The sequence below is a fragment of the Vibrio sp. 10N.247.311.51 genome (assembly GCF_041467855.1).
Lineage (GTDB): Bacteria > Pseudomonadota > Gammaproteobacteria > Enterobacterales > Vibrionaceae > Vibrio > Vibrio coralliirubri.
Window position 1 is genome coordinate 343,790 of sequence record NZ_JBFSVK010000001.1, and the last position, 23,009, is coordinate 366,798.

Consider the following 23,009-nt stretch of genomic DNA (forward strand, 5'->3'; position numbering starts at 1 on the left):
TCCCACTCTCCACTTTCCAAACAATAAACAGTGAAGCTTCGCATCTCATTAATTTGGATAGGCAACTCACTAATTTTAAAAGGATTTAATCAAGAATGGTTAGTAACAATCGATATTGGTTATTCCTGTGTGCTTGTTTATTGATTGGTTTAGTGCAGGTAACCACCAAGAGTGGAATCAGCCAATGGAAGCTTGAACAAGCGCAACGTTATGCGGAACAACGCTTTCTTGGATACATTGCCGAAGCAAGGCGCACGCTTAAACGTTTCTATTATTTGCCCTATCTGGTGACCAACGATGAGATCAGTGTCCGTTTCATTGATGGTGAACAACTACTCGAAAAACGTATCAAGAAGCAGCTGATTCAATTGGACAAAGCTGCCAACACTAAGGGCTGGTATCTGCTTTCTGGTAACGGTGAACTGTTGGTTTCTAGCGTAGAAAGAAGCAAGCTGAGCAAAAAGAACGCCAGCACGATCGTGTCTAAGATCCACCAGCAAGGTGGGGCGATTTCGGTGGTGACAAAAAACAAAGGCGTAACGCCCGATTACTTTATTGCCGCGCCCGTTTATCGAGCCTCTGAGGTGGTGGGTATTGTTGCGGTACAAATCGATTTATCGCTGCTGACCGATCAATGGTTTGCCGATGGTGAAGCGATACTGTTCCAAAACCCTCGCGATCAGTTCTTTCTATCCAGCGATCACCGATTGAGTGCCGATTGGTTCAATGACACCTTCAATTCACAACCAGGCACCACGAAGCGCGAACTGTATGATCAAACCCATATTCGAGTATGGCGACTGCAAGGCAAAGATTACCTGATTCAGTCCATCAAGTTGGACGATCTGAATTGGCGTTTAACCTATCTAACACCATTAACCAACCTTAATCAGACCACCAATTGGATCAGTTGGAGCGTTGCTGTTGGCTGTCTTTTCATTCTGTTACTGTTGGTGATTCTTTACCAAAGACGCCAGAAAAAGCTCAGCAATCTGAGAATCCAAAAGCTTATCGAGGAGTCTGAGAAACGACTGTCTGGGATGATCAATAAAACCCATGTTGGGTTAATACTGATCGATAAACACGGACGCATTCACGATATCAACCTGATGGCGAAGAACTACTTTTCCCTATCCAATTCGATGATCAATAACATCAAGGCGTGGCAGCTTTTTGAGGCCGGCAACCCGAATTCAACCACCTTGCAATTGCTCAAGAACTTAGAACAGCATCAAGAACTGGCCGAGATCACCAGCGTCGAAACCATGGCTAGGCGCAGCGATGGCAGCTACTTCCCTGTTTTATTCTCTATTAGCGCCTTTCCTTGGCATGCCACGACCTATTACCTGTGTACCGTGATTGATATCAGTAAACGTAAGAAAGCAGAGATCGCAGTTCAGGAAGCCAATAAAACACTTCAACTGCGGGTAGAAGAGCGAACGCAAGACCTCAAAGATGCGCAGCAAGAGTTGGTCGAATCAAGCAAACTTGCCGCCTTAGGTCGAATGTCGAGTGCGATTACTCATGAGCTCAATCAGCCGCTTACTGGCCTAAAAACTCTACTTTCAAGTAACCAGCTATTGATGGAAAGAGGCGAGACTAAGATGTTGAAAGCGAATATAGACTTAGTCATGAGCCTAATCGACAGAATGGCGAACATGACCAGCCAGCTGAAGTCATTCGCCTTTCAAAGACTTGAAAAGCCTTACCCAGTTTCACTGACAGACGCACTGCAAGAAACCCTGCGCATTCACCAAGCCGATCTCGAAAACGTCGATATTCGAGTACGAATCGCCTCCAATATTTCTATGGTGATGGGTGAAGAAGCCAGGCTAAGCCAAGTTCTTGGAAACCTGATTCGAAACGCAATAGACGCCACTCAAAATCAAACACCCGCGACCATTGTGATCAGTGCTCGTACCGAGCAACAACGCGTGGTCATCAAGGTTCAAGATAACGGTTGTGGTGTGTCTGAAGATCAACTCGAAACTATTTTCGAACCGTTTCATACCAACAAAAAGATGGGCGAAGGCTTGGGGCTCGGGTTGGCTATCACAGCGAACAACGTGCGCGATATGCAAGGCACATTAATAGCAAAGAACAACTCAGACCAAGGCATGACATTTACGTTAACACTAAACAATAGTGATAGTAAGTAGTTACTTACACAAACCTTGAACGCCACATTCTATTGAAGCGCTAGAACTAAAAAACCGCCCACAGAGGGCGGTTTTGATTCACTTATTGGCGTGTGACTTATCAGCTAATCTGTTCGCGACTTACTCAGCCAACTGCTTCAACAGTAGCTCTGTTGGGCGAACAATCGCGATGATCGATTCGTCGTAGATTTTCGCAGAATCAGACAGTATCGCTTGGTAGGCATTCACGTCGGCTGCTCGGACTTTTTCGCCTGCTTGTGCTTTAGCAATCAAGGTTAACGCTAAATCTGCAACTTCGACGGTTTTCTCTGCAACCACCACGGTATCGACCGAAGACACGTTACCAGCGAAGACAGTCTCTGCGGCAAGTGCTGCCGATTTAGCTTGCTGATAATGCCCTGCAAGTTGCTCTAGTGCTTGTTGATTGCCTGTCGCCACGTCATTGACCAAGTCTTGCATCTCATACACGGCGTAGCTTTCCACAGGCAGCGCATCAACGAAGCGGTTTAAGCGCTCGTATTGGCTGTATAAAGTGCCCTTAGGTTCAGTTGAGCTCCACTTCTCCCAGTTACGCGCGTAGTACTGTGCTGGCTCGGTGTATTTCGCTAACACGCGTAGATCGTGGATATCCTGCCCTTTCGTAATACGTTTTAACAACATGTCGGCATCCGCATGGTGACGCAGGCCAACCGACACTTCAGACCATGTGTCCATTGCCTTCATGCGCTTGTACATGCTGCGCTCGTCAGTCAGTTCTTCATCAGACCAGAAACGCTCTGCAATGGCGTAACTACGCGGCCATAGGTAGTTTTCTACTGTGAGGCTATCTTTGTTCTCTAGCCACATAGTGATTTCGCCACCTAGGATAAGTTCTTTTTCTTTATCTGTTAATTCCGCAGGGTAACCGCCATTTGGCTCTGGAATCACGCTGCCTTCAACATCACTGCTCGCAATCACTTCACCTGTGGTTGGCCAGCGCACGTTACCAATCAACTGATAACTGCCTTCAGCAAACCCATTTGGATTCAGATTCAAGTTGAATTCTGTGTACGACATGAAGTTATCGAAGTGGCCGACAAAGGTTTTACCCGGCACATAATCAAGGATGTAGATCTCTTCGCGAGACTTACCGTTGTAATCACTAAACGCACGGAAAGTACCGTCTTTCGCTTCAATGATAGTCAGCGTTCCCTTACGTGGGCCGCCTTTTGAACGAGGCTTCTGCCATTGATACATCACGAACTTTTCGCCACTGTGCAGCTTATCGTCAACCGTGATGCCACTTGGCATTGGGTCATTGCGATAGTGATAGCTAGTCGGCTGAGGTTGGTCTAGGTAGTAACCGGTAGACAGAATGCCTGGGTAGCCCTCTTTTGCCGCACGACCGATACTATCGTGCCCTTGCCAGCTTTGAATCACGATCGAAGTCGGCAGATCTTTATGCCAAATCTCATCCCAACCCGTCATCTTCTTACCGCGCTCTTCGAGCATCTTCTCAACTTTTACATTGAGGTAAGACTGCAGACCACGCTCGCCATCGATATTGTTCTCTTCGATAAATTGCTGATGCTTCTCGCTGTTTTTCCACTGCGCATAGTTCGGCTCATCGCCACCAATGTGAAAGTATTCATCTGGGAACAGCTCGGTCACTTCATCAAATACGTCGCCCAGCATTTCATAAAGCTCTGGATTCAATGGGTCCATTAATGGTTCAAACACGCCCCAACCACGCTCTTGCTCATAGCTTTGACCTTCACCTCCCGACATCAGGCGCGGGTAAGCATGAGCAACCGCAGAAGAGTGCCCCGGCAGAGACACCTCTGGAATCACACGAATACCGAGGTTACGCGCGTATTCCACTAAGTAGCGAACTTGGTCTTTGGTGTAGTAGTTACCATCAGCGGTTTCAGACCACAAACGCGGCCATGATTCAGTTTGAATACGAATGCCTTGGTCGTCCCAGAAGTGCCAATGGAACACGTTCATCTTCGCCGAAGCCATCGCATCTAACTGGCGAATCAGCACATCGAATTCAATGAAGTGACGCGAGGTATCGTAAGAAACACCACGCCAGCGGAAGCGAGGCTCATCGACAATCGTGACAGCAGGAATGTGGTAGCCAGTCGCTGTCGTTTCAACGAGCTGCAAAAGGGTTTCGATGCCGTGAATAGTGCCGTATGGGCTTGGTGAGCTCAGAGTGATTTGGTCACCCTGAGTGGTAATTTTGTAGGACTCTACTGAGTCGATATTTTGTACTTCAGATTTTGGCGCGGCGTCGATATCAATGATCAGGTTCGCTTGGTCGGCGCTATCAACCTGCCAGTTTAGAATAGGAACACCTGTCTGGCGCTCAAGGCGGTCAATAAAGCGTTTCGCCGTGTATTCAACACGGTCAGAGTTAAAGCCTTTGATGTAAACCTTGAAGTTACCGTCGACCTTAATCTGCCCAGCTTGAAGCTCGACTGTTTGCGGGTACGGCATTAAATTTAGATCGGTATTTGGAGCCATTGCTAACGCCATTGGGGACACTACTGAACCTGAAATCAATAGGGATAATATAGTTTTTTTCATTATTAGTTTTCCTATATAACGGGCGTTCTGTTTTGTTTATCGGAGGCAATTCACAAAACAGAACCATCAACCACTGCTGTTGTTTATCTTTATTCCAAACGCTTGTCGTTAGTTCACAAGAGCGACCGCTTCTCGAACCAATACTGCGATCTCGTCCCATTGCTCGTTCTCGATCATTTTTGGCGAGACCATCCAAGTACCACCACAGCACACCACGCGATCCACGGCTAGGTAGTCATTAACGTTGTGTTTGCCGATGCCGCCCGTTGGCATTAATGACACATCAACGTATGGTGCTAACAGAGATTTCACCATGTTGATTCCGCCAGACGCTTCTGCAGGGAAGAACTTCAAGAAGTTAAGACCAAGCTCTAGCGCTTGCTCTACTTGGCTTGGGTTGTTTACGCCCGGAACGATAGGCATCCCGATCTCTTGGCAGCGTTTTACGGTGTTTGGGTTCAGACCCGGAGCCACGATGAATTCGCTGCCCGACTCTTTTGCAAGGTCGATCTGCGCTGGCGTTAATACTGTGCCGGCACCGATACACATCTCTGGGTACGCATCGCGCATTGCACGAATCGCATCTGCCGCCGCTTCAGTGCGGAATGTCACTTCAGCAACGGGCAGGCCGTTTTCTACTAGAACTTTTGCCAGTGGAATCGCGTGTTCTACCTTGTTGATTTGGATAACAGGGATAACTTTGAATTGCTTAAGTTTGTTGATCATTTCTTGAGACATAATAATTCCGCTTTTTAATTTTATTTTTTAATCAGTTTGCTCATAGCGCTCACGGGGATGATTGCGCCAGAGTATTGAATAACGATTGAAGCCAGTTGGTGGCCAAGTTCGCCTGCGTCAGTGGCGCTCTCGCCAGTAAGACGCGCAGCTAAATAGCCCGCAGCGAATGAGTCGCCCGCAGCACAGGTATCAACCACGTTAGAAACACGAGTCGCTGACACATAGTTCTCAACAACATCGCCTTGTTCAACTTGAACAATCTTGCATGGCTCACAACCACGTTTGATGACGATCTCTTGGCACCCCATACGAAGGCAACGTTGTTGAACGCTCTCAGAGTTACCCCAAACCAGCAGGTCGTCGTCTTCGGTAATCAGTGCGATGTCTACCAATGGCAGTAACTTGGCGTACCAGTGTTGAGCTTGCTCGGTACTCCAAAGCTGTGGGCGATAGTTGTTATCGAAAATCACCTTACCGCCTTGGTTTGAGAACACACTAATAGCTTTGAATAGGCGCTCACGAGAGGCATCATCCAAGATCGCGATGCTGATACCGCTGATGTAAACTGCGTCGACTTGTTTCTCTGTCAGAGCGATTTCAAGCTTGTTTAAGTTATCGATTTGAAAGTAAGATTTTACTGCCGCGTCGTTGCGCCAGTAGTGGAAATGTCGCTCACCCGTTTCGTCGGTTTCTACCATGTATAAACCGGGCAACTTGTTTGGGATACGTTCAACGAAATTGGTTTGAATACCTTCTAGCTGCCAACTATCAATCATATTCTGAGACAGTTCATCGCTACCTAAACCCGTCGCGTAATGAACGGACAAGTTTTGATGTTGGGTTAAGCGAGAAAGGTAAAGCGCGGTATTGAGCGTGTCACCACCAAATTTTTTGGTTAATGGAGAGCCGCTTATTTCGACCATACATTCGCCGAAGAAAGCAATATTGAACAGAGAAGATGCCGACATAGCCGCTCCTAAAATAGAGATAATTGACTTTAGAAAAGGCCCTACCGTTAAGCAGGGCCTGAATTAAGCAAACCAGTTGTGGAGACTAGATTTAGCTTGTTTGATTAGCAGGGCGTTGAGGTGCCGCGTCTTCTTCAATTACACCTGAATCAGACATTTCCATCTCCATCAGAGCGCGTTCATCATCAAGAATCGCTTTCGCCATTTCTGGTGTTACTTGGTTCGCCGGAGTACACAGGCTCACTGCCACACCTGCTGCTAGAGCAAACAGACATGAAGGAATCACAGGGTTGCCCCAGAATGCTGTGTAGTCAGCGTTTAGCATTACTACGAATGAAGCCACAGAAGCACCCGCTAGCGTTGCAAGCGCACCTTGCCAGTTGTAGCGTTTCCAGAATTTACCCAACATACCGCACACGAACATGCCCGACATTACCGTTGAAATCATCTTAGTGATGTAGCCAATGATGTCGTTCGACGTCAGTGCGAACAGCAATGCAAAACCAATCACCACAATCAGTGCCAAGCGAGAGTAGTTCAGCATCGACTCTTTGTTTGGTACGCGGCCTGTGAACATCACGTAAACGTCACGCAGTAGGATAGACACGCCCGCAATCGCATCTGAGCTTGCGCTCGACATGGTTGCAGAAAGGCCTGCGATAAGAACAATCATGCCAACACCAACAGGAAGAACCGTTGCAGCTACGTAAGGGAACGAGTAGTTCGGGTTATCCAATGATGGGTCGATTGCGTGTGCAGCCATACCAATGATTGCAGGGATGATTGAGAAGAAAAGGTACAACACACCCGATGCAACAAATGAGCGACGAATGGTTTTAACGTCTTTGCCTGAGTAGATACGTTGACGGAATGAAGGCGTCGCCAGTACACCCACACCGATAACCACAGCCAGAGACACAGCAGGCAGAATGCCCAGTTTATCGATTGCTAAAAAGCTCGTAGCAGCAGGGTCCATCGCAGCGTAAAGGTTATCCATGCCACCGATGTGATCCACAGACATAACCGCCATCAAGATGAAGCCAGCAAAAAGGATGATAGCTTGGATAGTATCGGTCCATACAACCGCTGTGTAACCACCGATCACCACGTAGATAGTAAATGCCGCAGCAATAATAATCTTCGCAAGGTTAAGGTCGATGTCAGCAATCCACGCTAGGTACATGCCGCCACCTAGAATGTGCGCGCCCAACCAACCGATTGACGCGATAAAGATAAGCAGACCAACCACGTTTTTCACGATTCGGTTAGCGCCAACATAGTAAGCCAGCTCTTCACTCATGGTCATGAAGTTCAATTTACGAACCGGAGCAAACCAAAGGGCTAGCAATAGGATGCCGATAGCACCGCCAATTCCGTACAGAGCACCTGCCCAACCATTCGCGTAGCCGAAGCCAACCGCACCCATACTTGAGCCCGTGCCGACCATAGTCGCGACGGTTGTACCCAGTACTAAGAATAATGGCAGGCCACGGCCGCCTAATAAGAAGTCTTCGCCAGATTTTTGATTACGCGAGACAAACCAGCCTAACCAAATTAAAAATAATACGTACACGCCGAAGCCTGTAAGAAAAAGTGTGCTGTTCATTTGACACCTCTCAGTGAAATATTAAGTTCATTCCTGAACTTTATTTATGATTCATTCATTTTATATTTCATATAATTACTTTATTGGTTTTGTGTATTTTTTAATTAAAGTAATTTTTATAAATGTAGGGTGAGAGTATTAAAGGATAATAACAGGGATGCTTACCCCCTAATACTCTCTAAGTAGGTTATTGTGATTAGGTTATAACTAAACGCGATCAGCGCGGTAGCAAGTCACATCTACTTCAACTTTCACGTCTACCACTAGGTCACAGACCATGCAGATACGTGCCGGTGGATTAGCACCGAAGAACTCTTTGAATACCTTATTAAAAGATTGGAAGTAACGAGAATCCGTTAGCACAACCTTTACGTGCATTACGTCTTCTAGGCCGTAGCCCGCTTCAGTCATGATATCGACACAGTTTTGGATCGCTAGGCGAGATTGGTCAACAATGCCCCCCTCTACCACTTCACCATCTGTCATCGGTGTCTGGCCAGAAACGTACAGGAAACCACCCGCTTCAGTTGCGCGTGCAAATGGTAAATGTTGTCCGCCTGTACCTGTACCGCCTTCAACACCGTAACGTTTAATAGTCATTTTTAACTCCACTTATTTATAGATAATATTGGCTTTATAGATAAAACAGTTTCTGTTCCAATATATTTAAATTAATTCGTCGTTTTTATATTTACCGTAAATTTAATTTGATAATTAAAATCTAGTTTCGGTAAATAAAAACGCCTGAACGATTATTTTTCACTTTTCCTTGCTGGTAAGTTAACTCACCATTTACAAATACGCTTTCTATTCCCTCAGCAACTGAAATAGGATTTTCAAATGTTGCTGTGTCTTTAATATTCTTTGGATCAAATAAAACTAAATCGGCAAATGCACCGCAGCGAACTTCGCCTCGGCCCGCTAAGTTGTAACGCTTCGCAGACATTCCGGTCATCTTGTGAATCGCTTCTGGCAACGAGAACAGTTTTTCATCTCGGCAGTAGTGACCCAATACTTTCGGGAAGGTGCCCCACAGTCTTGGGTGTGGATGCGGGTCATTTGGCAAACCGTCAGAACCGACCATGGTTAACTTGTATTTCAAAACGCGCTTTACGTCGTTCTCATCCATGCAGTGATACACCGCGCCCGCTGGTTGAAGTGCTTTCGCCGCATCCATCAGAGGTAGATTCATTTGATCAGCAATCTGCTTAAGCGTTTTTCCTGCATGTTCTGGCTTTGCTTCAGACCAAGTGATGAAGATGTCGAAATCATCCGTCACCTGTTTCAAATCCAGTGTTGAAGAGCTCGCTGAATATGGGTAGCAGTCACAAGACACATCTTGGTGCTCAGAAACCTTTTCCATCAAATCAAGCACTTCAACGGTTCTGCCCCAGTTGCCCGCACCTGCACATTTAAGGTGGGAGATAACAACTGGCACTTTCGCGTATTGTCCTGTCTCAAACGCTTCTTCCATCGCGCTTAAGATCTCTTCGAATTCGGTACGCATGTGCGTGGTATAGATGCCGCCGTGGCTAGACAGTACCTTTGCTAACTGCATCACTTCGTTGGCATTCGCTTGATTCGCACTTGCGTAAGCCAGACCTGAACTCAAACCTAATGCACCTTGCGCCATCGCTAAATCAAGGTTGCTTTGCATCGCTGCAATTTCATCTTCGTTTGCGGTGCGTTGCAGGTCGTCCATCACTTGGTTACGCAGTGTGGTGTGGCCAACCAACGCTGCTACGTTTACTGCGGGTTGAGCTTGCTCTACCGCTTGTGCATACGCCGCAAAAGTCGGGTATTTAAAATCAGCCTGCTCACCTAAAAGATTCATTGGGTCAGGTGGATCGCCAGCCAAAACCGTTGGCGATGCGCTGATGCCACAGTTGCCAACAATCACGGTTGTCACACCTTGGCTGATCTTAGGTAGGCAGTCTGGGTAACGAATTACGTTGGTATCGTCATGTGTATGTACATCGATAAATCCAGGAGCCAATGCTAAGCCTGCTCCCTCAACCAACTGGCCACAATCTTCGTGATCGATTTGACCAATTTCGGCGACTTTTCCATCAAGGATTGCTACATCGGCACAAAACGATTGTTCGCCGGTGCCGTCAAACACCTCTACATTTTTGATTATCGTATCGAACAACATTTTTCACTCTCTCAATCCACTGTGTTGATGGAGCTATATTAAGAATCCAGCCGATTATTTTCAGTGACAAAACACACATAATATTTTAATTTGTGTGATAGTTTCTACCACGAATTAGATTACAGATATATTTAAGCGTTAAATAACAACAATTTAGATCATGTTAGGAATCAGCAATGAAACATAACCCTGCACAAAAAGATGTTATAAAGTATCAAGAAGATAGTTTCGCCTTGACTGAAAAAGGCCAAAAAGGGAGAGCAGTATCACAATCTGAGAACGGTATTTACCGACTGGTTGATGAAGATATTTCGCTTCCGGTAGCAATTATCAAACAATCCGCCTTAACCAATAACCTAAATTGGATGCAATCATTCGCCGACCACCATCAGGTTAAATTGTCGCCACATGGCAAAACATCAATGACCCCTGCTTTTTTCCGCCAACAGCTAAAAAACGGTGCTTGGGGTATTACAGTAGCAACGCCTGCACAGGCAGAAATTGCCGCTATGGCTGGCGCGAAGAAAATCATCATGGCCAACCAATTGGTGGGTAAAACCAACATGGCGATCGTTGAACAGCTGATCAGTGAATTTGATGTCGACTTTTACTGTTGTGTGGATTCATCGGTAAACGTGCAGCAACTTAACCAGTATTTCGCCAACACCAAACAGACGCTAAAAGTACTGATCGAATTTGGTGTGCCGGGCGGTCGTTGTGGTTGTCGTTCGCCACAAGAAGTTCTAGAACTGGCTCAAACTGTTCAAGACACACCTGCCCTTTCGCTCGCGGGTATTGAGGTGTATGAGGGTGTGATTCACGGTGACAACGCAGAACAAGACATTCGCACCTTCTTGAAACAGGCGCTCACTTCGGTTGAAAGCCTCGCATCAGATGGCCTAATTGCAGGGCAACCTATCATCACGGGTGCCGGCTCTGCTTGGTATGACGTGGTTGCAGAATGTTTAGCGAACCTAACCGATTACTTGGCGATCATCCGCCCGGGCTGTTATGCCATTCACGACACAGGTATCTACCTAGACGCTCAAAGCAAAGTGCTACAACGTGCCCAAGCAAACCAAGGTTACGCATGTGAATTGGGTGGTGATTTAGAATCGGCACTTGAGGTGTGGGCATATGTAATCTCTCGTCCGGAGCCTACCAAATTAGTGGTTGGGTTAGGCAAGCGTGATGTGGCCTTTGATGCGGGTTTACCTATTGCCGAACGCGGCTATCGCAATGGCGAAGCTATCTCAGTGAAAGGGCTGACTGCGACCGCCGTGATGGATCAGCATACCTTTGTTGAAACGGACGGCTCTTGTGAGATTGAAGTGGGCGACATGATTGCCTTCTCAACCTCACACCCGTGTTTAACTTTCGATAAGTGGCGCTACATTGCCATCAGCGATGACGACCATCAGGTAACAAACTGGGTGGAAACCTGCTTCTAGTTCGATTTTTCGATAAGCTAGAATCAGCGAAACAATAAGATATACTAACGGGGCTAAGGCTTAGTTTTTAATAGATTAGTGCTCAATAGCTAAATGACTAAAAAGCTAAAGAGCTTGCTTCTTACGAGCTAGATTCTTAATAACTAGGTAATAACGATTAGCCCCATCAACAAAGGATCAGGATTCTTGAGTTTAGAAGTAGATATCATTTCACAGATAACGGAGCGTTTTCCCGCTCTTCGTGATGCAGAGAAAAAAGTCGCTAAGCTGATCATGGACGACATTGATTTTGCAGCCAATGCCAGCATCACAGAGCTTGCTGAAAGCGCTCAAGTGAGTGAAGCCACCATTACACGTTTTGCTAAGGCTATTGGCTGCAGCAACGTACGTGATATGAAGATCAAGCTTGCTCAAACACTGACAGTCGGCCAACGCTTTATTCTCGAACCCGTTGACCAAACGGGTTATCAAGGTATCTACGAATCGATCAAGCAGAGCCTAGACATCAACCGTACCTTGTTCAAAGAGCAAGACGTTGAAACCGCAGTCAGCTGGCTGCATAACGCCAGACAAATCATTGCTATCGGCATGGGTGGTGGCTCGACCATCGCTTCTCAAGAACTGCAACACCGACTGTTCCGTTTGGGCTATCCCGTGGTGTCGTACAACGATGGTTTGATGTCACGCATGGTTGCTGCGACAGCAGATGCCAATGATGTGATGGTGATGATCTCCGCGACCGGTTTCACGCCGGTGATCACTGAAACCGCAGAGCTGGCTAAGCAGTATGGACTTAAGATCATCGCGATTACGCCACAAGATACACCGCTGGCAAAGATTGCCGATATATTGCTACCCATCAAGCATATGGAAACTGACTTCATCTACAAACCGTCGGCTTCTCGCTACGCCATGTTGGCGCTAGTGGATGTGCTTTCTATGGGGATCGCAGTCAATCATAAGAACCGTTCGCGCGACAAACTGCGTCGTTTGAAGGTTGCGTTAGATTCCTACCGAGGTGGGGGCGACAGACAACCTCTCGGTGATTAATGTTTAAGACGACTAAGTCATCAACTAGTCGATTTCAATAAAAAGCCCCGCAGTATTTACTCAATCGAGTCGATACTGCGGGGCTTTTTAGTTGTGGTTTTTCTGGAAATCACTCGCCTGAGTCAATCGAAGCTAAGATAAACTCGACTCGGTCCTCAATAGATAGCTTGGGCACTTCCACCAGCTGATAACCAAACTGGATATAAGCTGTCACCATCTTTTCGTAAGTGGCGATCGCTTCATCGAAATCTTGTTTACGTTCTTCGTCATTGATGAAAATCGAATCCCATGGTGGGAAGATAAATACCTTGTTGTTGTATTCAAGCTCATTGCATTGATTCAACAGAGATTCAGAAATCGGCAAAGCTTCCAACAAGCTGTAACCGTATGAATCTACAATGCTTCTATCAAAGAAAACGCGCTGTTCACTCGATTCAAACGCTTGATAGTTGGTTAGCTCTTCTCGTACCATTTCGTCACGAAAAGCCGCTTTATCTAACCATGGTAAAGCACTCCCTTTTCGCTCGACTTGGTGTTGAATCACTTTACGCCCAACCTCTGGTGCGCAGCGATAGCCGCGACTTTTCAACGCCTCGATAACCGAGGTTTTTCCTGAGCCCGGACCACCGGTAAATACGATTAGATTATTCAAACAAACCTCTTCAAAAGGGAAAATTAACGAATCGGGCCGTAACGAAACCCAAGTTAACGAATTAAGCCTAAGATCGACTTGAATTCTGGTGCGCGACAATCTTTCACTAGCTCGTACAAGCTCATTTCCAACCCAGTTATTTGGACACCAGCATCGGTTAATCGGCGGATTGCCAGATCCTTGTTGAGTGCCGTTCGCGAACTAACACAGTTACCAACTACCTGAACCTTGTACCCAAGATCTAACAACCCCATTGCGGTTTGATAGACACAAATATGAGCCTCAATACCACACACCAACCAAGTCTCTACATCCTTGGTTTGAACCGCCTCAACAAACTTGGGCTCATCACACGCGTTAAACGTGAATTTAGGTATTGGTTTAGCATCACTCAAAAGGTCATTAAGTTCATCGACCGTCGCACCTAGCTTGTCTGGATTCTGCTCCAAACGAATAATTGGCAGACCCAAAGCCTGCGCTCCTTGAACCAACTTTCCGCAATTAGCAATCAGCGCATCACTGTCATCAACAAGGCGTGCGAGCTTACCTTGCACGTCCACAACCACCAAACCTGTGCTTGCTCTGTTTAACATCCAACTCTCCTTGTCATCATTAGAATCAGCGTACTGCTTTGTTCTCAACAACACCGAAATAAATACTACAATAGAACAAATGTGATATTTATTATGTTTTATTTTTCAATCAGTTAGACAAACCCTAACTCACTCAAACCTTAAAAAACATCGTTTTATTTAGCAAATTTAACCATTTGTCAATATATGAATTTTATTTATAAACAATATAACCAAAAAATTCTCTGTTACCCCTTGATAAATCAAGGACCGAAGACAATCACGATATCAATGAAAAAATAGGTTTCATTTGTGAGGGTTTTATAAATCAATTATCAGCGATACCGTGATTTGCATCACAGGATGAGTAAACAAGGTATTATCATGAAAAAATCAGCATTAGCACTCGGCTTAATCGGTTTAGTTTCACTTCCAACTTTTGCAGCAGGTATCGATGGTGGCGCATACGTAGGTGGCGGACTGAGCGTCTATCAAGGCTCAGACACTGATAGTGCTCCAAGCTTAGATTCTAGCGGTATGGGCTACAACCTATACGGCGGTTACCAATTTAACCGTATCGTTGGCGTAGAACTTGGCTACAACGATTACGCAAACTACAAAAATAGCTACGAAGACCTATCACCGACGTCTATCTCTGTATCAGCAAACCTCGGTTATACATTCAACAATACCATTCGACCATTCGTATTAGCAGGTTTGAGTTCCGTAGACCTAAACGCAAGTAGTGGTTCTAGTTTTGACGATGACAGCGGCACTGGCTTCCACTTTGGCGTCGGCGTTGAATACTCACCTATCGAACACTTAACACTTCGAGCTATTTCTCAGGCTGATGCGGTAAGTGTGGATAATACGGTTGGTGGCAAGACATACAGTAGCGATACTTTAGCATTCAACAGTGTGAGCTTCGGTGGTTCATACGACTTCTAATATTCTCCCCAAACGACTACGTCGTAAGTAGCTCAAATTCACTTTGCTACTCTGCCCTGTGATAAGGCAGCACAGTAAAGTGAATTTTTGTATCTATGTAACGATTCAGCTTACAAAGCCATACAGTAATGAGCAAAAGACTCAGGGATAATTGTCAACAACGGTCGAGAGGCCAAAAACCAACAACGATTAAAAATCGACAGTGACCGACAATCACATTTGAAGACATGACAGAGTGAGTAACAAAGATGAACAAGATAACAAAATCAGCATTAGCACTGGGCTTAATCAGCGCAGTTTCTCTTCCAGCTTTAGCTGCAGGTACTGATGGCGGTGCATACATTGGTGGCGGACTTAGTGTCTACCAAGATTCTGATACAGACGGCCACGGTAGCTTAGATTCAGATGGCATGGGCTACAACCTATACGGCGGCTACCAATTCAACCGCATCGTTGGTGTTGAACTTGGCTACAACGATTACGCAGACTACAAGCAGGGTACTACCAAACTATCGCCGACCTCTGTATCTGTATCTGCAAACCTAGGTTATACGTTCGACAACACAATCCGTCCATTCGTATTGGCTGGTTTAAGTTCTGTTGATCTACATGCAAATAGCGCAGCTTTGTATGATGACGATAGCGGTACCGGTTTCCATTTTGGTGTTGGTGTTGAATACACGCCAATCGAACACCTAACGCTACGCTTGATCTCGCAAGCGGATGCAGTAAGTGTCGATGACTATTCTTATGGCAATGGGTCACTCAAAAACGATGACCACACGCTTGCCTTCAACAGCATTAGCTTCGGTGGTTCATACAACTTCTAATGTGATTGAACCACATAGAATAAGCTGAACATACTAATTCACTTTGCTGTTCCACCTTGTCATGAAGGTCACTCAGTAAAGTGAATTTTTGTATTTACACACCTATCGCGTCATTTCACTTTAGTCGGTTTATCGCCGCCTATCTGAGCTTTATGCGTTGATATTAGAGCTTTCTTGGTAGCCAGACTAAAATAAAGGGATAAAAGACGCAGGAAAATAAGACCTATGAATCTACCAAGCTTAAACATGTCGATAAACAAGCTGCCTTTTGTGTTGGCCGTGTATTATCTGCTTGTCGTCAACCTACCTCTCTCCCAAGAACTGTTTAGTATTGTTCAGGCATCGAAATCTGAAAGCGTTGCGTTTCTTATCTCCATTCCTATCTTCTTCCTTGCTGCCTTTAACTTCATCTTCCAAGTCTTCAACTGGCCTATCTTCTCTAAGCCGTTTTTCATCTTATTGCTGATCACCTCAACCTTAGTCAGCTACAGCATGTTCAATTACGGCATATTCGTTGACTACGGCATGATAGAGAATGTGTTTGAGACCAATAGCGGTGAAGCAGCCAGTTATATCAGTGGTCACTCGATCTTATGGCTACTGGCTATGGGCGGTATTCCATCGTTCATCCTGTTGTTTACCAAACTTAAAAAAGAATCTTGGAAAGATTTCTTTGTCTGGAAATCGATTGGGCTGCTCTCTTCCTTGATCGTCATTGCGATTATTGCCGGGCTGTTTTACAAAGATTATGTCTCGATTGGTCGTAATAATTCGCACATCAAAAAGATGATCATTCCGACCGAGTATGTGGCGTCAACGGTCAAATACATCAATAACACCTACATCAAAGAGCCTATCCCCTACCAAGAGCTAGGATTAGATGCGAAGCAAAAACCGCAAGCCAAAGCAGCAACCAAACCGACGTTACTAGTGTTTGTACTTGGCGAAACCGCTCGCGTGTATAACTACCAATATTATGGCTATGAGAGAGAAACCAACGCTCATACCAAGCCTTACAACCCAATATTTTTCTCTGATGTTCAGTCGTGCGGTACAGCCACCGCAGTTTCTGTACCGTGTATGTTCTCGAACATGAATCGCAGCAACTACGATCGCGACAAAGCCTACAACCAAGATAACGTGGTCGACATTATGAACCGCGCGGGCATTCACTCTATTTGGAGGGAGCATGATGGTGGAGACAAAGCCGTCGCACACCGAATCAAAGAGATGACGCTCGTCGCCAAAGACAGCGACCCATTGTGTAATAACGACGTATGCTACGACACAGCGATGCTAGAGAACTTCGAACAAGATACGCAAGATCTCAAGCAAGATAGCATCATCTTCTACCATATTGCAGGTTCTCACGGCCCAACGTACTTTGAACGTTACCCAGAAGAACATAAGAAATTTACGCCTGATTGCCCTCGTGCAGATATTGAAAACTGCACCAAAGAGGAAGTGGTTAACACCTACGACAACACCATCTTGTACACGGATTTCTTTCTCTCACAGGCGATGAAAAAGCTAGAGAAACTCACCGATAAGTACAATGTGGCGCTGATGTACATTTCCGATCATGGTGAATCTTTAGGGGAAAACGGCGTCTACCTACATGGCATGCCTTATTCATTGGCACCGAAAGAGCAAACCCATGTGCCTATGATCATGTGGATGTCTGATGGTTTCGCAGAGCAGAAAGGGATAAACCAAACCTGCTTGAGAAAGGCAGGCAAAGAACAGAGCTTCTCCCAAGACAACCTGTTCGACTCTTTGCTTGGCCTAATGGATGTACAAACCAAAGAATACCGAGAGAACCAAGATATCTTCGCTGCGTGTCGCTAGTTTTATAGGTGACTTATGTAAATTAATTTCCAAAGGTTAGTTTACATAAGCACCATTCGGTCGCCATTACAGCGAAATCAATGGCGGCAAAGGAGTCAAGTTAACCAAAGGAGTACTTTGCCAGTGACTTTCACTGGCAAATAACCACATTGGAGCAACAGTATTCTGTTTGAGTGAAGTAACATCCACTAACACCAACAGGGCGTAAAAACGATGTACATAGTCAACCGTCTCTTTGGGTAACCTTAAATCGGAAAACTGCCGACTACCCGCCTTTTTTACTGCTCGTTGTACCCGTCCTTCTCCAGCGTTATATGCCGCAAGAGTCAGGTTAATATCACCATCAAACTTACGATATAAAAAATCGAGATACTGCATCGCCGCATGAGTGCTAGGCTCAATCTCAAACCTTTGATCTTGCCTGTCATTAACCGTTAAACCAAACCTTTCAGCAGTGGCTGGCATCAGCTGCCATAAGCCTGCCGCCTTAGCAGGGGATATAGCATTGGAGTTGTACGAAGATTCCAGCATAGGCACCAACACAAAGCTATCAGGTAAAGACCGCTCGGTAAGCTGTCTAAAGATTTCGTTAACCAGTGGGTCGAACTCTTCTAGCTTTTTCAGTATTTGGTTTTGGTATGGTTTAAGCGTGTTTATGTGGGGTTGGATGACATTTTGGGATGGACGGTTTTGCGCATAACTGGAGCTACTTTGAAAGCACATAATTAATAACACCAGTCCTAAAAACCAGTGCACCAGAAGTTGAAAGCCAAAGCCTTTAGCCAAAACATCGCTCCATCATCGTATTGTCCTTTATCCTTGTTTAAACCCCAACCCTACCTTCAGTATTAGAAGCACACCTAAAAATCTGTTCACTCAAAGGCTCACCAAAAAAAGGTTAATACCACGATGGTACAACCCAAAAATACCGCGAAACAAATGGGAATAACTAAATGCTTATCCTTCTCGAGAGAGATAAAACCTTGTGGCTGTTGAACGATAAACATGACTAGCAAAATATTGTAGATAGCAATCAGCAAACCTACGATAAAAACATCGAAATACAGCAAACTCGTCGCTAAATAGACGTAATAGCCTATTAAAATGTAATCAATGAGCACTAACCAAGCCAGGCACTTCCGTGAATTAAACATGACGTTGATTGATTCAGTCATAACGACTTAGCACTTCAAAAGAAGTGACAGGTTGGTTCAACTCCGCTTGTCTAACCGCCCTTCTCTTACTGTCGGGCAACACCTTATCCAACTCGTGCTGACCAAGTGGAGAAGCTCTTGTGGCACTGCCTATCGAAAACGACTTATAGACTTTATTCAGCTGCTCTAGGGTATTTGCGGTCAATATATACAACTCTATACGACGGTTGACTCCAGATTTCGTATTCTCATAGTCAACAGGGGCGGTATCACTCATACCCGTGACCTGAAAGATATGGTGCTCTTGAAGCCCCCCTTTATTGAGATAGTAACGTGCGCTGTTTGCCCTATTGCTTGATAGTTCCCAGTTCGTCATGCGGCTACCCTTATAACGACTGGCATCTGTGTGACCAGTAATGATCATCTTGTTCTCGATTTTTTCGAGTAACCTTGCGAGGTTCAATAACAGATCTTGATAAAATGGCGTCACTTTAGCTCCGCCTCGGAAAAACATCGGCCCTTTGTCTGAATCAGCAATCACCAATTTGGCTCCCTGCGGCGTAACGAAAACACTGACACTGCCTAGTGCATCAATACCTGAAAGCTCTTGAGTAATACGCTGTGCCAGCAATTCTAGTTCCTGCTGGCTGTTAAACTCCCCTTCTAGTACTGAGGTATCATTAATTCGATGAAGATCGGCATCATAGTGAGAGGTCGCGACATGAGGCAGTGGCAATGGGTTTATGGAATTACCACCACTTTCACTGGTACCTAGGTGCATGATTGGATCATTTCCGTAAGCAAAGTAGTTAAGCAGTTTCTTCTGATCATCCACATCCACCACCTGCAAAATCCACAGCACCAAAAAGAGACACATCAACGAAATCATCAGATCCGCCATTGCGACCTTCCAACCACCATGTTGCAGTTCATTGCGCTTACGGCGACCTTTTTTCTGAATAATAACTTGAGGTTGTTGCATCATCGTCTCCTTAACTTGATGACGGCTGCTGTCTTAATACTTCAACCGCCTTTTCAAGTTCAACAAATGATGGTTTGTAGCGAGTCTCGATATTTTTTCGACCTGCATTAGCACACATGTGAGCCGACTGGCCTTGAGCATAAGCTGACAATATCGACTTAACACAAAACAGTGGCGCGAGCTGATTCTCAGACACATCTTTAATGCTGCTCGACATCGGACCTAAAACACAGTAACACCCAAAAACGCCAGTGAAGGTACCCACCAATGCGCCAGCAATGTTCTTACCAATTTCGGTTATCTCACCATCCAGCCCCTGCATAGTGAGGATTATTCCCATCACAGCCGCTAAGATCCCTAACCCTGGCATCGCCTCAGCAGTGGCATGTAGCTTCTCCGACGGCTTAGTATATTCGTCTTCCAAATGTTCGATTTCTTCTTCAAGAAAAGCCTCGAGCAAATGCTGAGATTGCTTGCCCGTAATCACCTGACGAAATGAATCGATAATGAATTGTGTGGTTAACGCGTCTTTGGTAATTCGAGGGTACTTCGCAAAAATCTTGCTCGATTCCGGGTTCTCAACATGAATATCCAACGCTTTGATGTTCTTCACTCTCGCGGTATTAATCAGCTCAAACATCAAAGACAGTAACTGCTGATAATAGTCCTTGTTGTAAGGAGTAGAGCGAAACGCAATACCAATCTGTTGCACCATCAATTTAAGGGTTGAAGAGGTCGTAGACATCAGCAAGCTAGCGAAGGCTGCACCAAAAATAATGATGATCTCTGACAGCTTAAAGATGAACTCAAACTTACCACCAAGGAAAATGAAGCCACCAAAAATCACACTTAATACGACAACAATGCCGATTAACTTTTGCATACATCACTCTCCTTAATTCTGCTTTTGAGAATGTCTAAGCCTCGATGTTTGAGCCTGTGAACCTTAATCTCATTGATATCGAGGACTAACGCCGTCTCTTTGGTGCTCAAGCTCTTCACGTAAATCAGATACAAAATCCGCTGTTCCATTGCTGGGAGTGAGTTCAGTACCAGCTTCACCTCGTTAAACAATACTTCTTTATCGGTTTCGGGCACTGCAGTAACTACAGATTCCAACTCGATATCATCAAAGACATCCACGAGGGTCATGGCTTGCTGGTAATCATCCGCTTCTACCCCTAAATGTCGACAGACTTCATTACTGGTTGGCTCCCTGCCGAGTAGCTGGAGTAACTGCCGCTCGGCATGTTTGATGCGGTTGACGAGCTGGCGTTTATCACGCTCCATGTAGTCACGTCGACGCAATTCATCGATCAGTTCACCACGAATGCGTACCGCAACGGCACGGCGAAAGTCATCATTTGCCACATGGTCAAACTTTCTCAGTTCAATCACTAAGGTCATCATGGCTGTTTGTTTAAGGTCCTCAAACGTCCCCTCATCAACCGCATAGCGATATTGATACAGCAGCCCATTAATCAACTTAATGTTTTGCTGCAATACCAACTTCTCGAGCTCCTGTAGAGCCGCTTGGTCACCGGTTTGGGTATGTTGATACTTAGGCTGCATTAACATGATGGCGACCTATTGAAATACCGCTTTCGTCACAAGCACATCACCCACTTGTAAGCTGGGTAACTCGTCCAAATCGTCTTTTAAGTCGTCTTGAATGACATAAATAAACTGCTTGTTATAGAAGTAAGACGCCTCCTTCACACTGAATTTTTTGATGATTCGATTTTTGATTCGGCTGAGCTGCTCGTGCACGTAACCACTGTTCCGCTCTGGCGTAAACATAGAGACATCCAGCAACAGTAGGCTTTGTCGGTTACCTAGGTTAATCGGTACGAGTACATTTTCTAACTGAACCTCGATCTGTTGCGTTGGAGCAGGTTCTGGCTCACTTGGGGTTAACCATGAACTCAACAGTGCCATATTTAGTTGATTGGTTTGATAAAACCAAAATCCGGTCACACATAATGCGAGAGTTAAAGCAAAGGTGATGAAAACTTTAATCATGTTCAAACCCTCGCAATATATGCTTGATATTCCAGTACATACTCGGGTTGATCTTGCGTATGAGCATCACTAGAGGATAGCCGTTCTTGTTCGAACGGCTGATTTTGTTGCTTCGACTCTGGTTGATGGTGGCTAGGTTGGTCAAGACTAATGTTCACCTCAGACAACTCTGAATTTTGCGAAGTCAATTCGTGTCGCAAACGCTCCGATGTGGCTAAGATCGCCTCTCTGGTTAGCGCAGATGACGCACTCATTTGGATGTTTACTTTGTCACCTTCCATGCGAATGTACATCTCGACCTTGCCTAGCTCAGGTGGATCAAAACGTATTCGAGCCGCCTGATTTAACGTGTCGAACTGAAGCTGGATTTTATCCCTCAATACTTGATGTATCTGCCTTTGACTTTCTAAGCTGAGCTCTTTGGTCGTATCTACCATCGGAGCCGAAGCCCTAACATAGCTGCCATCATTGGTAGCATTAACCGCTTCAACGATGGGCAGCCCCATTAACAATGGAGTGGTGGAAGTAGCCCCTAACTTGAGGCTTGCTGGAGTGGCATTGAACATTGAACTGGCTAGCTGATGATTAAACGACAAGGCCAACTCTGAGCTGGTATACCTATTGGGGGGGTGACCAACAAATGAAGGCGTGCTCGCTTGCCAATCAGCCCCTGAATGATCCACTCCTTTAGAAGATAATAGCGAGCTGCTCTTTAAACTGAATTCAAAACTCGCTCCCCGTCTTTGATTCATCAATTCCAACTGCTGGGTAACAAGACGAGCAATCGTGCTTAACTGCGGCAGTTGAACCTGTGGCTGCTGCACGAGATCTTGTGGCGAGTCGAGTGACTGCACCACAGCTCTATCACCCAAATTCAACCCTTCCAGTGATGCCTCCAATCGAGTTAGAGGTGAGTGAGAGTGAGTAGTATCAAACCCAGGACTCAATAGTTCAGGATTAGATAGTTGTGAGTAAGAAAGTACCGAATGAGAAAAACTACCCATGCCTTCAGAGGTAATAGTGTTAGTCAGAGAAACAGGGGCTGGAGAGCTTGCAGACATAGACGAACTCACCTGATCAAGCACCGAAAATAGCGACTGAAAAGACTGAGCGAGCGGCGTCATACGTATCTCGCCTAGTTCTGTAGCCAATGGTTCAAAAGCTAAAGGTTCAGAGGCTAAGGTTTCAGAAGCTATAGGCGTCGCTAACGTATTCGCGGTGTTACTTTTCACCGAAGAACTTGCCGTCGACAGTAAATCCAAACTGCTCCTATAAGACGACGTTTGTGCTTGTAATTCCATAA

At 45.5% G+C, this 23,009-nt stretch carries 20 protein-coding genes; 6 read left to right on the forward strand and 14 right to left on the reverse strand.

The genetic code is table 11. The features are described from left to right. The first annotated feature begins 95 nt into the window (after positions 1–95). Positions 96–2,159 carry an ATP-binding protein gene (locus AB6E85_RS01500; protein WP_372141143.1) on the forward strand — a complete coding sequence of 688 codons (2,064 nt, stop codon included), beginning with the start codon at positions 96–98 and terminating at the stop codon, positions 2,157–2,159. Between the two features lie 120 nt (positions 2,160–2,279). Here the strand turns inward: AB6E85_RS01500 and AB6E85_RS01505 are convergent, their stop codons facing one another. From AB6E85_RS01505 to AB6E85_RS01530, 6 genes are all read right to left on the reverse strand, one after another. After that, a complete protein-coding gene (locus AB6E85_RS01505; RefSeq protein ID WP_372141144.1) occupies positions 2,280–4,730 on the reverse strand; it encodes a family 20 glycosylhydrolase in 2,451 nt (816 codons plus the stop codon). Between the two features lie 108 nt (positions 4,731–4,838). Continuing rightward, positions 4,839–5,468, reverse strand: a complete 630-nt coding sequence (locus tag AB6E85_RS01510; protein WP_372141146.1) for a bifunctional 4-hydroxy-2-oxoglutarate aldolase/2-dehydro-3-deoxy-phosphogluconate aldolase — start codon at positions 5,466–5,468, stop codon at positions 4,839–4,841. A 20-nt stretch (positions 5,469–5,488) separates the two neighbouring features. Further along, the gene (locus AB6E85_RS01515; RefSeq protein ID WP_372141147.1) at positions 5,489–6,436 is read right to left on the reverse strand and encodes a sugar kinase; all 948 of its coding nucleotides are present in this window, start codon (positions 6,434–6,436) and stop codon (positions 5,489–5,491) included. Positions 6,437–6,527: 91 nt separating this feature from the next. Further along, positions 6,528–8,042, reverse strand: a complete 1,515-nt coding sequence (locus AB6E85_RS01520) for a sodium:solute symporter family protein (RefSeq protein WP_048610233.1) — start codon at positions 8,040–8,042, stop codon at positions 6,528–6,530. Between the two features lie 207 nt (positions 8,043–8,249). Beyond that, positions 8,250–8,642 carry a RidA family protein gene (locus tag AB6E85_RS01525; protein ID WP_017065166.1) on the reverse strand — a complete coding sequence of 131 codons (393 nt, stop codon included), beginning with the start codon at positions 8,640–8,642 and terminating at the stop codon, positions 8,250–8,252. 121 nt (positions 8,643–8,763) lie between these two features. Continuing rightward, positions 8,764–10,197 (reverse strand): amidohydrolase family protein, encoded by a 1,434-nt coding sequence (locus tag AB6E85_RS01530; protein ID WP_372141149.1) that lies wholly within the window; start codon positions 10,195–10,197, stop codon positions 8,764–8,766. 176 nt (positions 10,198–10,373) lie between these two features. Here AB6E85_RS01530 and AB6E85_RS01535 point away from each other — a divergent pair, with 176 nt between their 5' ends. Together AB6E85_RS01535 and AB6E85_RS01540 are read left to right on the forward strand one after the other, a co-directional pair. Continuing rightward, positions 10,374–11,648, forward strand: a complete 1,275-nt coding sequence (locus tag AB6E85_RS01535; RefSeq protein WP_372141150.1) for an amino acid deaminase — start codon at positions 10,374–10,376, stop codon at positions 11,646–11,648. A 186-nt stretch (positions 11,649–11,834) separates the two neighbouring features. Then, entirely contained in the window at positions 11,835–12,698 is an 864-nt protein-coding gene (locus AB6E85_RS01540; RefSeq protein ID WP_017062019.1) for a MurR/RpiR family transcriptional regulator, read from the forward strand. Positions 12,699–12,807: 109 nt separating this feature from the next. On the opposite strand, the gene AB6E85_RS01545 is transcribed toward AB6E85_RS01540, so the two are convergent. Both AB6E85_RS01545 and AB6E85_RS01550 read right to left on the reverse strand, forming a co-directional pair. Then, positions 12,808–13,350, reverse strand: a complete 543-nt coding sequence (locus tag AB6E85_RS01545) for an AAA family ATPase (protein ID WP_061037810.1) — start codon at positions 13,348–13,350, stop codon at positions 12,808–12,810. 53 nt (positions 13,351–13,403) lie between these two features. Then, a complete protein-coding gene (locus AB6E85_RS01550; protein WP_372141151.1) occupies positions 13,404–13,943 on the reverse strand; it encodes a hydrolase in 540 nt (179 codons plus the stop codon). A gap of 363 nt (positions 13,944–14,306) precedes the next feature. Between AB6E85_RS01550 and AB6E85_RS01555 the strand changes: the two genes are divergently transcribed. The 3 genes from AB6E85_RS01555 to AB6E85_RS01565 all read left to right on the forward strand — a co-directional run bounded on the left by AB6E85_RS01555 (position 14,307) and on the right by AB6E85_RS01565 (position 17,548). Continuing rightward, on the forward strand, positions 14,307–14,870 hold the full coding sequence (locus tag AB6E85_RS01555) for a porin family protein (RefSeq protein WP_372141153.1): 564 nt from the start codon (positions 14,307–14,309) through the stop codon (positions 14,868–14,870). A gap of 248 nt (positions 14,871–15,118) precedes the next feature. Then, positions 15,119–15,700, forward strand: coding sequence for a porin family protein (locus AB6E85_RS01560; protein ID WP_372141154.1), 582 nt, complete (start codon positions 15,119–15,121; stop codon positions 15,698–15,700). A 225-nt stretch (positions 15,701–15,925) separates the two neighbouring features. Continuing rightward, a complete protein-coding gene (locus AB6E85_RS01565) occupies positions 15,926–17,548 on the forward strand; it encodes a phosphoethanolamine transferase (RefSeq protein ID WP_372141155.1) in 1,623 nt (540 codons plus the stop codon). A 66-nt stretch (positions 17,549–17,614) separates the two neighbouring features. Here the strand turns inward: AB6E85_RS01565 and AB6E85_RS01570 are convergent, their stop codons facing one another. The 6 genes from AB6E85_RS01570 to AB6E85_RS01595 all read right to left on the reverse strand — a co-directional run bounded on the left by AB6E85_RS01570 (position 17,615) and on the right by AB6E85_RS01595 (position 23,007). Next, a complete protein-coding gene (locus AB6E85_RS01570) occupies positions 17,615–18,271 on the reverse strand; it encodes a transglycosylase SLT domain-containing protein (RefSeq protein WP_050643769.1) in 657 nt (218 codons plus the stop codon). A gap of 444 nt (positions 18,272–18,715) precedes the next feature. Beyond that, the gene (locus tag AB6E85_RS01575) at positions 18,716–19,684 is read right to left on the reverse strand and encodes an OmpA family protein (RefSeq protein ID WP_081090177.1); all 969 of its coding nucleotides are present in this window, start codon (positions 19,682–19,684) and stop codon (positions 18,716–18,718) included. 10 nt (positions 19,685–19,694) lie between these two features. Next, positions 19,695–20,567, reverse strand: a complete 873-nt coding sequence (motA, locus tag AB6E85_RS01580; protein WP_048610084.1) for a flagellar motor stator protein MotA — start codon at positions 20,565–20,567, stop codon at positions 19,695–19,697. Then, complete coding sequence (locus AB6E85_RS01585) at positions 20,555–21,262, reverse strand: sigma-70 family RNA polymerase sigma factor (RefSeq protein ID WP_172378521.1); 708 nt, start codon at positions 21,260–21,262, stop codon at positions 20,555–20,557. The genes motA and AB6E85_RS01585 overlap by 13 nt, the downstream gene beginning before the upstream one ends. A 9-nt stretch (positions 21,263–21,271) precedes the next feature. Further along, positions 21,272–21,706 (reverse strand): flagellar biosynthesis sigma factor, encoded by a 435-nt coding sequence (locus AB6E85_RS01590; RefSeq protein WP_059017860.1) that lies wholly within the window; start codon positions 21,704–21,706, stop codon positions 21,272–21,274. 2 nt (positions 21,707–21,708) lie between these two features. Further along, entirely contained in the window at positions 21,709–23,007 is a 1,299-nt protein-coding gene (locus AB6E85_RS01595) for a flagellar hook-length control protein FliK (protein ID WP_372141158.1), read from the reverse strand. Positions 23,008–23,009 lie beyond the last annotated feature (2 nt).